The sequence below is a fragment of the Klebsiella sp. K-Nf6 genome (genome assembly GCF_002806655.1).
Taxonomy (GTDB): Bacteria; Pseudomonadota; Gammaproteobacteria; order Enterobacterales; family Enterobacteriaceae; genus Klebsiella; species Klebsiella variicola.
Genome location: NZ_PIBN01000024.1, coordinates 15184 through 28380 on the forward strand (window position 1 = coordinate 15184; position 13197 = coordinate 28380).

The window sequence follows — 13197 nt, forward strand, 5'->3', positions numbered from 1 at the left end:
ATCGCCGTCGGTGACAAAAAGTGGCAGGCTTGGCCCCCTTTGTTGAGGCCGGTCTATCAGATTATGCAGTTACAGAAATTAGTCAATATGTTTGGTGGGGATCTTATGCGCCGCTATGGCGAAAAGGTCCATAAGCTGACGCTGCACGGCGGTTTTAGCTGCCCGAACCGCGACGGCACGCTGGGCCGCGGCGGTTGCACTTTCTGTAATGTGGCTTCCTTTGCCGATGAGGCGCAGCAGCATCGCTCCATCGCCGAACAGCTCGCTCATCAGGCGCAGCTCGTCAACCGGGCAAAGCGCTATCTGGCCTATTTCCAGGCCTATACCAGCACCTTCGCTGAAGTGCAGGTGCTCCGCTCGATGTATCGTCAGGCCATCAGCCAGGCGAATATTGTCGGCCTCTGCGTCGGCACCCGCCCGGACTGCGTGCCGGAGGCAGTCCTCGATCTGCTGAGTGAATATCATGAGCAAGGATATGAGGTATGGCTGGAGCTGGGACTGCAAACCGCGCACGATAAAACCCTGCATCGGATTAACCGTGGGCATGATTTCGCTTGCTACCAGCGTACTGCGCGTCTGGCGCGAGCGCGAGGGCTGAAGGTCTGCGCACATCTGATCGTCGGCCTGCCCGGGGAGACCCAGGGGCATTGCCTGGAGACGCTGGAGCGGGTGGTGGCGACCGGCGTGGACGGCATCAAGCTGCACCCACTGCATATTGTTAAAGGCAGTATTATGGCCAAAGCGTGGCAGGCCGGGCGTCTCGATGGCATTGAGCTGGAGGCGTATACCGTTACCGCCGGGGAGATGATCCGCCATACGCCGCCGGAGGTGATCTATCACCGGATATCGGCCAGCGCCCGTCGACCCACACTACTGGCGCCGCTGTGGTGCGAAAATCGCTGGACCGGAATGGTTGAACTGGATCGCTATCTGAATGAGCAGGGCGCTCAGGGATCGGCGCTGGGCCGCAGCTGGGCTGTGCCCCTGGCGGAGAAGTAGAAGCAGACGATGTCCGGGCTAAGGCCGGACATCGCTCTTCAGCCATTTATGCCTGACTGGCTTTCATCGTCATCCGTGGGGTTTTAATCACGAACAGTACCAGAAGGGCGCCAAGCGCGGCGATGGTGCCGGCGAGAATAAAGGCACTGTCGAATTTGCCGGTAGACTGCACGATATAGCCCGTGACAATCGGCCCCACGATGCCGGAGACGCTGCCGATAAGATGGATAAAGCCGCTGGCGCCACCGACGCGGGATTTATGCACCACGTCCTGAATAATCGCCCAGTAGATCGCCCCGGTCACATAGAGGAAAAAGATGGAGACCGACATCAGCAGAACGGCAGGAACGACACTGCTAACGGTACCGGCGAGCCCCACGCAGAGCGCGGCCATTAACAGGCATACCACCAGCACGATTTTGCGCGACAGCAACAGCCGTCCGGTCAGGTTAAATATTTTATCGGATATATAACCCCCCAGCGCCAGACCGACAAAACCGACGATCCACGGGATCATGGTGGTGAGACTCATCTGTTTAATATCCAGATGGTGCTGCTGGACCAGATAGGACGGGAACCAGCTGAGAAAGAAAAACAGGATATAGTTGTAGCAGAAGAACGCAAATGCCGTCACCAGAATAATAGGCTGCTTGAGATAATAACCCAATGAGTGGGCAGTTTGATTTTCTACGGTTTCGAGGGCGTCCTCCTCTTGCTTCATTTTATTAATGAGCATGAGCTCTTCCTGACTGACATGCTTATGTTTGTCAGGTGAGTTAGCCGCAATAAAAAACCACACGACCATCCACACAATACCGATGGCGAAAATAATCATAAACGCGGGACGCCAGCCGAAAGCCAGGGCCAGATAACCGACGATGGGACCGGCGACCGCGCCGCCCAGTGGAGAGCCGGCGCTGAGGAACCCCACTGCGGTTGCCGCTTGCTTTTTAGGAAACCAGCCGTTAATCATCTTGTTCGCTGAGGCGCAAATCGGGCCCTCTGCCATCCCGAAGAGCACCCGCAGCACCAGCATGGAATAAAAGCCGGTGGCAACCGCGGTTAAGCCGCAAAACAGCGACCATAACCCAACCGCCAGGCCCATCACCAATGTGGCGCCAAATTTATCGACGGCGAGGCCGCCAATAAAATTAAAGACCGCGTAGCCGAAGAAAAAACTGCCGAAAATCATACCAAATTGTTCAGCGTTAAGTGCAAGGTCCTTTTCAATCATCGGCACCGTAATGGATAACGCCACCCGGTCCAGATAATTTATCATATATACTAAAAATAATAACAGGACGATAATCCAGCGAATATTTTTTCCCATGATAACACCATGCTCATTATATGATTTATATCAGGCGCGGCGGATCTACATATATCCGTCGGCCGTTATTTAAAAATGATGTCGGCTTAGCCTAGCTGCAGCAGCACTTTGCAGCAGGTCTTCCGATCGTTGGCGAAAATCTCCATGGCCTCTTTCACCTGCTCCAGCGGCATACAGTGGGTGATTAACGCCTCAGGATGAATAAGGCCTTTCTCCATCCAGTCGATGACCAGCGGAAAGCGCCCGCTGTTCAGCCGGGAAGAGAAAATGGAGATCTCTTTACTGGTGATGCTTTGCTGGGTCAGCGTGGACGCCTCGCCGGAGAAACCGAGTATGCCGATGCGGGCTGCAGGGGAGGCGAGGAGGATTGCCTCCTGCAGAATGGCTGGGTGGCAGGCGGCATCAATGACCAGCGTGGGGGCTAGCTGCCGCTGCGCCAGCTGATCCGCCAGCGGCTGATGGGTGTTATCGAGCGTCAGATCGGCGCCGTTGTCCCGTGCCATCTGTAGACGCTCGGCAATGCGATCCACGACGATCACCTGCTTAACGCCATACACCCCCTTCAGCGCCTGGATCACCGTCAGGCCCATCGGGCCAGCGCCGTAGACCAGGGCGATATCCTGCGGCGTGGGCTGCAGCTGGGCGGTAATGTTTGCCGCAATAGTAAAAGGCTCAACCATTGTCGCCTGACGATCGCTGATGGCCTCCGGAATGCGCCAGGCATTCTTGGCTGGCACGCAGGCATAGTCGCTGAATCCCCCATCGCGGTGCACTCCGATGACCTGGAGCTGCGCGCAAACATTCGGCCGACCTACCGAGCAGGGATAACAATGGCCGCAGCTGACCACAGGATCGACCGCGACGCGTTCGCCGATACGCGACGGAGAGATCTGCTCGCCGACGGCATCGATAGTGCCGAAGAATTCATGACCAATAACGCGGGGATATTTCGCGAAGGGGTTGTGGCCCTGATAGATGTGCACATCGGAACCGCAGATCCCGGCAAAGGCGATTTTCACCCGTACTTCATGGCTGCCCGGAACGGGAACCGGACGTGATTCAATGTTCAGCTGGCCTGGCTCTTTGACGACGACGCTTCTCATTTCTGTTCCTTCCATTGTCTGTTTTGCGAACGAATTTCGCCTGTTTTTATTACCATACAAGTATGCATTTGATCATAAATAGCTCTGGATCACATTTGGAAGAGGTCGTCAGAAAAAGCCAGACTATTATTAATCTATTGAAATAAATTGAAAAAAAATATGAATACGCCGGGATGGGCTTGCCCGGTGCAGGAATGTGATCGTTATCACGACAGTGAAGGACAATTCGATTATGATTGCTGGTATGGTAGTAGGGTAAAAATTCAAATTATGAAGCAGGTGATAACGATGCAGATGACAATGCGCTGGTTTGGGCCAGAGGAAGACAAGGTTTCATTAGAGCATATACGACAGGTGCCCGGCGTGGAGGGGGTAGTCGGCGCGCTCTATGACGTCGCGGTGGGTGAGGTATGGCCAGTCGATAAAATTGAGCGTCTGGTCAGCCAGGCCCATGCCGCGGGCCTGAAAATGGAGGTGATAGAGAGCGTCAACATTCATGATGACATTAAAATCGGCCTTCCTTCCCGAGATCGCTATATTGCCAACTATCAGCAGACCATTCGCCACCTTGCCCGCTTCGGCGTCAAAGTTATCTGTTATAACTTCATGCCGGTTTTCGACTGGATGAAAACGGATATGAACTACGTCCTGCCGGATGGCTCGCTGACGATGGCTTTTGAGAAGAAAGATATCGATAAGCGGCTGGAAGACGTGGTGAAAGAGGTACTGGAGAACTCAAACGGCTTCGCCTTGCCGGGCTGGGAGCCTGAACGGCTGGCGGAGGTGCAGACCCTGTTTGCCAAATATAGCGCGGTGGATGACCACAAGCTGCGGGAGAACCTGGTCTATTTTCTGCGGGCGGTGATCCCGGTCTGTGAAGAGGTCGGGGTGAAAATGGCGATCCATCCGGACGATCCGCCGTACTCGATTTTTGGCCTGCCGCGGGTGGTCAAAAACCGCGACGATCTGGACTGGATCTGCCGGGCCGTCGACTCGCCCGCCAACGGCATCACGCTCTGCACCGGCTCGATTGCCGAAGATCCGGATAACGATGTGTACGCTATCCTGGCAGAGTTTACCCGGCGCAAGCGGATCCATTTCGCCCACGTCCGCAATATTAAGCTGATGCAGGATAAAGACTTTTACGAGTGCGCGCATCCATCAGAGTACGGTTCGCTGGATATGTATAAGGTGATGCAAGCGCTGTATGACAACGGGTTCGACGGCTATATTCGCCCGGATCATGGCCGCTTTATCTGGGGAGAGACCGGACGGCCGGGCTATGGCTTGTACGACCGCGCCCTCGGCGTGACCTACCTGAAGGGGCTCTGGGAGGCGTTAAGCAAGCGCTAACCACTCTCCTGACCCTGCCTCTTTTTAGCGGCTGGTTCGCCTTGGCGACCAGCCGTCATATCAGCTCCTTCCCGCATTTTTTGCACAACTTACAGCGCATTGCTCAGAATTGAGTATTATTGTGCGGAGTTGTCGTGAAGGAATCCCCTATGAAGCAAATTCGTATGCTGGCGCAGTATTATGTCGACCTGATGATGAAGCTGGGTCTGGTCCGCTTTTCGATGCTGTTGGCTCTTGCGCTGGTGGTGCTGGCCATTGTGGTACAGATGGCGGTCACCATGGTGCTGCATGGCCAGGTTGAAAGTATCGACGTTATCCGCTCTATCTTCTTTGGTCTGTTGATTACCCCCTGGGCGGTCTACTTTCTCTCGGTGGTGGTGGAGCAACTCGAAGAATCTCGCCAGCGTCTTTCGCGGCTGGTGGACAAGCTGGAGGAGATGCGCGAGCGCGATCTGAAGCTGAACGTGCAGCTGAAAGATAACATCGCGCAGTTGAATCAGGAGATAGGCGAACGTGAAAAAGCAGAAGCCGAGCGCGAGACCACTCTCGAGCAGTTGAAGATCGAGATGAAAGAGCGTGAAGAGACGCAGATCCAACTCGAACAGCAATCCTCCTTTCTGCGCTCTTTCCTTGATGCTTCCCCGGACCTGGTCTTCTATCGCAATGAAGATAAGGAGTTTTCAGGCTGTAACCGGGCGATGGAGCTGTTGACCGGCAAAAGTGAGAAACAGCTGATCCATCTCAAACCGCAGGACGTCTATAGCGAAGAGGCCGCAGAAAAGGTGCTGGAAACCGACGAGAAGGTGTTCCGCCACAATGTATCGCTGACCTATGAGCAGTGGCTGGACTATCCCGATGGCCGCAAAGCGTGCTTCGAAATCCGCAAGGTCCCGTACTACGATCGCGTCGGTAAGCGTCGCGGCCTGATGGGCTTCGGGCGCGATATCACCGAACGAAAACGCTATCAGGATGCCCTCGAGCGCGCCAGCCGGGATAAAACTACCTTTATCTCGACCATCAGCCATGAGCTGCGTACCCCGCTAAACGGGATCGTCGGGCTGAGCCGTATTTTGCTGGATACCGAACTGACCAGCGAGCAGGAGAAATACCTGAAAACCATCCATGTCTCGGCGGTGACGCTGGGGAATATCTTCAATGATATTATCGACATGGATAAAATGGAGCGCCGTAAGGTACAGCTCGATAACCAGCCGGTGGACTTCACCAGCTTCCTTGCCGACCTTGAAAACCTCTCCGGTCTGCAGGCCCAGCAGAAGGGCCTGCGCTTTGTGCTGGAGCCGAGCCTGCCGCTACCGCATAAAGTGATCACCGACGGTACGCGTTTGCGCCAGATCCTGTGGAACCTTATCAGCAACGCCGTGAAGTTTACCCCCCAGGGCGGCGGGGTGAATGTCCGCGTGCGCTATGACGAAGGCGATATCCTGCACTTCGAAGTGGAAGACTCCGGTATCGGTATTCCTGAAGCGGAACAGGACAAAATTTTCGCCATGTATTACCAGGTCAAAGACAGCCACGGCGGCAAACCAGCCACCGGAACCGGCATTGGTCTCGCCGTCTCGCGTCGCCTGGCGCGCAATATGGGCGGCGATATCAGCGTAACCAGCCAGCCGGGTAAAGGGGCGACCTTTACGCTCACCGTCCATGCGCCTGCCATTGCGGAAGAAGTGGAAGATACGTTGGCGGAAGACGACATGCCATTACCCGCGCTTAACGTGCTGCTGGTGGAAGACATTGAGCTCAACGTCATTGTGGCCCGTTCGGTGCTGGAAAAGCTGGGCAACAGCGTGGATGTCGCCATGACCGGGAAAGCCGCGCTGGAGATGTTTGAGCCAGGCGAGTACGACCTGGTGTTGCTGGATATTCAATTGCCGGATATGACGGGGCTGGATATCTCTCGCCAGCTAAAACAGAACTTTGCCGCGGATGAGCTGCCGCCGCTGGTGGCCCTGACCGCCAACGTACTGAAGAATAAGAAAGAGTATCTCGACGCCGGGATGGACGATGTGCTGAGCAAGCCGTTGTCGGTGCCAGCGCTCACGGCCATGATCAAGAAATTCTGGGATGCGCCGGAAGAGGAAGCGCAGGAAGCGCCGGCGGCCGATCTGCATAAAGCCGACGCGGTGCTGGATACCGATATGCTGGAGCAATATATCGAACTGGTGGGACCGAAGCTTATCAACGATGGACTCGCGGTGTTTGAGAAGATGATGCCGGGCTATATGTCTGTCCTCGAGTCCAATCTCACCGCCCGCGATCAAAAAGGGATCGTCGAGGAGGGGCATAAGATCAAAGGGGCGGCCGGTTCTATTGGTCTGCGCCACATCCAGCAGTTGGGACAGCAGATCCAGACCCCGGATCTGCCTGCCTGGTCTGATAATGTCGCTGAATGGGTTGAAGAGATGAAATCTGAGTGGCAAAACGACGTGGCGGTACTGAAGGCGTGGGTGGCGAAGGCCGGGAAAAAATGACCCCGGACAGACCGGGGTGCGCGAATACTGCGCCAACACCAGGGAACTGGTGGTTGAGCCAGTGTTATTTGAGTGATGTTGTTACGTGGCGCAACCTGAGAAGTGGATTGCTCGCTCATTAAGATAGCAAAGCTTAACTAATTTGTTACATGAATCAGTAAAATATGTGAAGCATAGCGAGTAAATCGACATTTTTGACTGGTTTCAGCGAGTTGCATGGAGGAGCGAAAGCGATGAAAAAAATTGGTGTGGTACTGAGCGGCTGCGGCGTGTACGACGGCAGTGAAATTCATGAAGCGGTGATTACCCTGCTGGCGATCGCGCGCAACGGCGCGCAGGCGGTGTGCTTTGCACCCGATAAACCGCAGCGCGACGTCATCAACCATCTGACGGGGGAACCGCTGACGGAGCAACGCAATGTGCTGGTGGAAGCGGCGCGAATTGCCCGCGGCGACATCTTACCGCTGACGCAGGCGCGTGCGGAGACGCTGGACGCGCTGATCGTCCCCGGCGGCTTCGGCGCGGCGAAAAATTTAAGCAGCTTCGCCGCCGAGGGCAGCGAATGTCAGGTGGACCGCGATCTGCAGGCTCTGGCACTGGCGATGCATCAGGCCGGCAAACCGCTGGGTTTCATGTGCATTGCCCCGGCGCTGCTGCCGAAGATTTTTGCGTTTCCGCTGCGCATAACCATCGGGACCGATCTCGATACTGCCGATGTGGTCGAAGAGATGGGGGCGGAGCACGTGCCTTGTCCGGTCGACGACATCGTGGTGGATGAAGAGAACAAAGTGGTCACCACCCCGGCGTATATGCTGGCAGATAATATTGCTCAAGCCGCCACCGGGATCGAAAAGCTGGTCGCCCGCGTGCTGGCGCTGAGCGCATGAGGCTCCGCGTTGCGCCCTTTGCGCTGCTAAAACGACTGGCGCTGCGTCTGCTGTTGATCGCCGCCGTCTTCTGGGGCGGGGGGATCGCGCTGTTTAGCGTGCTGCCGGTGCCGTTTTCGGCGGTGATGCTTGAGCGGCAGGTGAGCGCCTGGCTCTCCGGAGATGTCCACTATCTGGCGCACTCTGATTGGGTCGGCATGGATGAGATCTCTCCGTGGATGGGGCTGGCGGTGATTGCCGCCGAAGATCAGAAGTTCCCGGAACACTGGGGGTTCGACGTATCGGCGATAGAAAAAGCGCTGGCGCACAATGAGCGTCATGATACCCGCATCCGCGGCGCGTCAACGCTGTCGCAGCAGACGGCGAAAAACCTGTTTTTATGGGATGGCCGCAGCTGGTTGCGTAAGGGGCTGGAAGCCGGGCTGACGGTCGGTATAGAAACCGTCTGGAGTAAAAAGCGGATCCTGACCGTCTACCTGAATATTGCCGAGTTTGGTGATGGGATATTTGGTGTGGAAGCGGCCGCGCAGCGCTATTTTCATAAGCCTGCCAGCCAGCTGACGCCGGGGGAAGCGGCTCTGCTGGCCGCGGTGCTGCCAAATCCGATCCGCTATCGCGCCGACGCGCCTTCGGGCTATGTGCGCAGCCGCCAGGCCTGGATCTTACGCCAGATGCGACAGCTGGGTGGAGAAGGGTTTATGCGCGAGCATAAGCTGTATTAGCGCGTTAATCCGGCGCCGGGGCTGGCACTGTCGCCAGTCGGCCGTCGCCGGGAAGCGTGACGCTTAGTCTTCATCAAATCCGGCATTAAACAGGGCTATCACCGCGGCGAGCGCCTCAACTTCCTGTGGACCGCTGGCTTCCACCTCTATCTGCCGCCCTTTCGCCGAGTCCAGCATCAGCAGGGCAATCACGCTGTTTGCTTCTGCCTCCGTGCCTTCATCGTTGCGCAGCAGTACTTCGGCATCGAAATTCTGCATCAGCTCAAACAGCTTCATCGCCGGGCGGGCGTGCATGCCCAGCTTATTGGTGATTTCAACGGTCTGCTTTACGGTCATGATTTACGTTTTTCCAGCGTCCGATGACGAGACTGTACGTTCTTGCCGCGGGAGCGGAAGTAGTCAGCCAGTTGTTCAGCAATATAAACCGAACGATGTTTACCGCCGGTACAGCCAATGGCCACCGTCAGATAGCTGCGATTGTTGGTCTCCAGCATCGGTAACCATAGCTCAAGATAGCTCCGGGTCTGGTAAATAAAGTTGTGCACTTCGGTGTGCCGGTCAAGGAAGGCGGCCACCGGTTTATCCAGACCGGTCATTGGACGCAGCTTCGGATCCCAGTGCGGGTTTGGCAGAAAGCGCACGTCAAAGACGTAATCGGCATCGATCGGAATACCGTGTTTGAAGCCGAAGGATTCGAAGACCATCGTCAGTTCGCGCTCGCGTTTACCTAACAGGCGAGTACGCAGCATCTCGGCCAGTTCATGCACCGACATTTCGGACGTATCGACGATCAGATCCGCACGGGAGCGCAGCGGCTCCAGCAGATCGCTCTCTTCGTCGATGGCGCTTTCGAGCGACAGATTCTTGCTGGAGAGCGGGTGTAAGCGACGCGTATCGCTGTAACGGCGGATCAGGGTATTACGGTCGGCATCAAGGAACAGCAGTTGCGGAGAAAAGCATTCTGGCAGGTTCTGCATCGCCTGTTCAAAGATTTCCGGTGATTCTGGCATGTTACGCACGTCGATGCTGACGGCCGCGGAGATATTGCGGTCAGCCAGCGACCGCGCCAGGTCGGGCAGCAGCACGACCGGCAGGTTATCCACGCAGTAAAAGCCCATATCTTCCAGCGCTCGCAGAGCGACGGATTTCCCCGAGCCCGAGCGGCCGCTGACGATCATCAGTACCATGTACCGTTTCTCCTCAGTACGATAAAGGATAAGGTGCGACTGCCGTTATGCGTCATCGCTGCTTCCTGCTTCGGTGATGATCTCATACAACTCTTCATCGCTCTGCGCCGCGCGCAGGCGACGGCAAATCGCTTTGTCCGCCAGCCGTTTGGCCACCAGGGAGAGCGTATGCAGGTGAGTCTTTGTCTGGTCGGCTGGCACCAGCAGCGCGAACAGCAGGTCGACAGGCTGATTGTCGATCGCGTCGAAGGCGATGGGGGTTTCCAGCTGGACAAAAACGCCGACAGCACGCAGCGTATCCTCTTCCAGTTTACCGTGAGGAATGGCGATACCATTGCCAATCCCGGTACTGCCCATTTTTTCGCGGGTGAGGATCGCTTCGAACACCACCTGCGGCGGCAAACTTAACTGTTTGGCGGCCAGTTCGCTAATGATTTCCAGAGCACGCTTCTTGCTCTGGCAGTGAACCTGGCTACGGGTACATTCCTGGTTCAGGACGTTGCTCAGTTGTAGAGCCGAATCGTTGTTCATCATAATTTCACCTGAGCGCCCCCGCGCCCGCCGCCGATGTTAAACCACGACGGACGCAGAGGGGCCCGGACAATTAGTGTTGTTTTAGTTTATCTTTGTGCTTCGTTAACTGCCTTGCCAGCTTGTCGATAAGACCATCGACAGCTGCATACATATCCTGCCCTTCCGCACTGGCATGGATTTCGCCACCGTTGACATGCAGATTCGCGTCCGCAATTTGCGTCACTTTCTCTACTTTTAACACAATATAGACCTGATTGATCCGGTCGAAAAATTGCTCCAGTTTGCTGAACTTCGCCGTGACGAAGTCGCGCATCGCGGGGGTGATCTCGACGTTGTGTCCTGTAATGTTGAGCTGCATAGTGTCTTCCTTATCGGTTGTGTCAGACCAGTTGTTTACGCTGGTTTGACGGCGGAATGGATAAAGACTCTCTGTACTTCGCGACAGTGCGGCGCGCGACCATGATACCCTGCTCGGACAGCATGGAGGTGAGCTTACTGTCGCTCAACGGCTTCGCGGGGTTTTCCGCGGCGATTAACTTCTTCACCAGCGCACGAATGGCCGTCGACGAGGCTTCGCCGCCGCCTTCGGTATTCACATGGCTGGAGAAGAAATACTTCAGTTCAAAAATACCGCGCGGACTGTGCAGATATTTTTGCGTGGTGACACGGGAAATGGTGGATTCATGCATCTCGACAGCCTGGGCGATATCGGCCAGCACCATCGGCTTCATATACTCTTCACCCTGTTCGAAAAAAGCCTGCTGTTGTTCAACGATGCAGCGGCTGACGCGCAGTAGCGTATCGTTGCGGCTTTCCAGACTTTTAATCAGCCAGCGGGCTTCCTGCAGATTGCTGCGAATGAACTGGCCGTCGGCGTCATTACGGGTGCTGTTACCCATCGCCGCATACTGCTGATTAATTTTCAGCCGGGGAATGCTGTCGGCGTTGAGCTCCACGGTCCAGCGGCCGCTGACCTTGCGGACCAGTACGTCCGGAATGACATATTCTGGTTCACTGGTATGAATGGACTGCCCTGGGCGGGGATCCAGTGACTGGATCAGATTCACCGCCTCTTTCAGCACCTCTTCTTTCAGGCGCGTGACTCGCATCAGGGTACGGAAATCATGATTAGCCAGCAGATCGAGATGATCGCTGATAATCAACCGGGCCTCTTCCAGCCACGGCGTCTCTTTGGCGAATTGCGACAGCTGGATCAGCAGACAGTCGCGCAGATCTTTCGCCGCGACGCCAACCGGATCAAAGCGCTGGATGCGCTTCAGGACGGCTTCCACCTCTTCCAGGCCGATCTCGTCATCGCCGATGCTCTCAACGATGTCTTCAATCTGAATGGTGAGATAGCCCGTATCGTCGACGGCGTCGACGATAGAGGTGGCAATGGCGCGGTCGGTATCGGTGAAGGGCGTCAGCTCGACCTGCCACATCAGGTAATCCTGAAGCGTCTGGGTGGTCTCACCTTGATAGACGGGCAGCTCGTCGTCCTGATAGTCCACGCCGTTGCCTGAAGGCGTACCGGCGGTATAGATTTCATCCCAGCTGGCATCGAGAGGGAGCTCGTCCGGCATCTCTTTTTGCTCAAGCGCATCGACGGTATCGAGGGACTCGCGGTCCTCCACTTCTTTCGCTTCTACCTCTTCGTGAAGATCGGTTTGCTCAAGCAATGGGTTACTTTCCAGCGCTTGCTGGAGCTCTTGCTGGAGTTCTAACGTGGACAACTGCAGCAAACGAATCGCCTGCTGCAGCTGCGGCGTCATGGCAAGCTGTTGGCTAAGCCTTAATTGCAAACCTTGCTTCATGTTCAGGGTAAATATCTCCGGCTAAAACGTCTGTAACCTCTACCCTATCAGAGTCTGAAGTCTTCCCCAAGATACACGCGCTTAACCTGCTCATCTTCGAGGATCTGCTGCGGTGTGCCATGAGCAATAAGGTGTCCCTGACTGACAATATACGCGCGTTCGCAGACGGCGAGGGTCTCTCTGACGTTATGGTCGGTGATCAGTACGCCGAGGCCGCTGTCGCGCAGGTGCTCAATAATGCGTTTGATATCGATAACGGAGATCGGGTCAACACCGGCAAACGGTTCATCCAGAAGGATAAATTTTGGGTTCGCCGCCAGCGCGCGAGCGATTTCGACACGGCGGCGTTCACCACCGGAGAGCGCCTGACCGAGGCTGTCGCGCAGGTGCTCAATATGAAACTCTTCCATCAGCTCTTTGGCGCGATCTTCACGCTGTTCGCTGGTTAAATCGTCACGGATCTGCAGGACCGCCATCAGGTTGTCATAGACGCTCAGACGACGAAAAATAGAGGCTTCCTGCGGCAGATAGCCGATGCCCCGGCGCGCGCGCGCGTGCAGCGGCAGCAGACTGATGTCTTCGTCATCGATAATAATATTGCCCGCGTCGCGCGGCACAATGCCGACCACCATGTAGAAGGTGGTGGTTTTACCGGCGCCGTTAGGGCCGAGCAAGCCGACAATCTCTCCGGAGTTAACGGTGAGACTGACATCTTCCACCACGCGGCGGCCTTTATAAGCTTTGGCGAGATTCTTCGCAGTTAAGGTTGCCATAACGAA

13 protein-coding genes are annotated in these 13197 nt (G+C 56.0%); 5 read left to right on the plus strand and 8 right to left on the minus strand.

Features of this window, described 5'->3' with window-relative positions; genetic code table 11:
• Positions 1–63: 63 nt before the first annotated feature.
• A complete protein-coding gene (locus tag CWM61_RS26485; RefSeq protein WP_074387486.1) occupies positions 64–999 on the plus strand; it encodes a TIGR01212 family radical SAM protein in 936 nt (311 codons plus the stop codon).
• A gap of 46 nt (positions 1000–1045) precedes the next feature.
• Here the strand turns inward: CWM61_RS26485 and CWM61_RS26490 are convergent, their stop codons facing one another.
• Positions 1046–2329 carry an MFS transporter gene (locus tag CWM61_RS26490; RefSeq protein WP_074387487.1) on the minus strand — a complete coding sequence of 428 codons (1284 nt, stop codon included), beginning with the start codon at positions 2327–2329 and terminating at the stop codon, positions 1046–1048.
• Positions 2330–2415: 86 nt separating this feature from the next.
• The gene (locus CWM61_RS26495) at positions 2416–3432 is read right to left on the minus strand and encodes a Zn-dependent oxidoreductase (RefSeq protein ID WP_100632182.1); all 1017 of its coding nucleotides are present in this window, start codon (positions 3430–3432) and stop codon (positions 2416–2418) included.
• 288 nt (positions 3433–3720) lie between these two features.
• Here CWM61_RS26495 and uxuA point away from each other — a divergent pair, with 288 nt between their 5' ends.
• The 4 genes from uxuA (at position 3721) to mtgA (ending at position 8883) form a co-directional block, all read left to right on the plus strand.
• Entirely contained in the window at positions 3721–4785 is a 1065-nt protein-coding gene (uxuA, locus tag CWM61_RS26500) for a mannonate dehydratase (RefSeq protein ID WP_047667027.1), read from the plus strand.
• Positions 4786–4934: 149 nt separating this feature from the next.
• The gene (gene arcB / locus CWM61_RS26505; protein WP_012540466.1) at positions 4935–7274 is read left to right on the plus strand and encodes an aerobic respiration two-component sensor histidine kinase ArcB; all 2340 of its coding nucleotides are present in this window, start codon (positions 4935–4937) and stop codon (positions 7272–7274) included.
• Positions 7275–7507: 233 nt separating this feature from the next.
• Positions 7508–8161: an isoprenoid biosynthesis glyoxalase ElbB gene (elbB, locus tag CWM61_RS26510; protein WP_023298275.1), complete on the plus strand. Its 654-nt coding sequence runs from the start codon at positions 7508–7510 to the stop codon at positions 8159–8161.
• Complete coding sequence (gene mtgA, locus CWM61_RS26515) at positions 8158–8883, plus strand: monofunctional biosynthetic peptidoglycan transglycosylase (RefSeq protein ID WP_008806653.1); 726 nt, start codon at positions 8158–8160, stop codon at positions 8881–8883. Before elbB ends, mtgA begins: the two co-directional genes overlap by 4 nt.
• Positions 8884–8946: 63 nt before the next feature.
• Here the strand turns inward: mtgA and npr are convergent, their stop codons facing one another.
• From npr to lptB, 6 genes are all read right to left on the minus strand, one after another.
• Complete coding sequence (gene npr, locus CWM61_RS26520) at positions 8947–9219, minus strand: PTS phosphocarrier protein NPr (RefSeq protein ID WP_002918431.1); 273 nt, start codon at positions 9217–9219, stop codon at positions 8947–8949.
• The gene (gene rapZ / locus CWM61_RS26525; RefSeq protein ID WP_002918428.1) at positions 9216–10070 is read right to left on the minus strand and encodes an RNase adapter RapZ; all 855 of its coding nucleotides are present in this window, start codon (positions 10068–10070) and stop codon (positions 9216–9218) included. Before rapZ ends, npr begins: the two co-directional genes overlap by 4 nt.
• A 45-nt stretch (positions 10071–10115) precedes the next feature.
• Positions 10116–10604 carry a PTS IIA-like nitrogen regulatory protein PtsN gene (ptsN, locus tag CWM61_RS26530; RefSeq protein WP_004144926.1) on the minus strand — a complete coding sequence of 163 codons (489 nt, stop codon included), beginning with the start codon at positions 10602–10604 and terminating at the stop codon, positions 10116–10118.
• Positions 10605–10674: 70 nt separating this feature from the next.
• On the minus strand, positions 10675–10962 hold the full coding sequence (gene hpf, locus CWM61_RS26535) for a ribosome hibernation promoting factor (protein WP_004206206.1): 288 nt from the start codon (positions 10960–10962) through the stop codon (positions 10675–10677).
• Positions 10963–10984: 22 nt separating this feature from the next.
• Complete coding sequence (gene rpoN, locus CWM61_RS26540; protein ID WP_061153187.1) at positions 10985–12418, minus strand: RNA polymerase factor sigma-54; 1434 nt, start codon at positions 12416–12418, stop codon at positions 10985–10987.
• Between the two features lie 47 nt (positions 12419–12465).
• Positions 12466–13191 carry an LPS export ABC transporter ATP-binding protein gene (gene lptB / locus CWM61_RS26545; RefSeq protein WP_002918417.1) on the minus strand — a complete coding sequence of 242 codons (726 nt, stop codon included), beginning with the start codon at positions 13189–13191 and terminating at the stop codon, positions 12466–12468.
• Between the last annotated feature and the right edge of the window lie 6 nt (positions 13192–13197).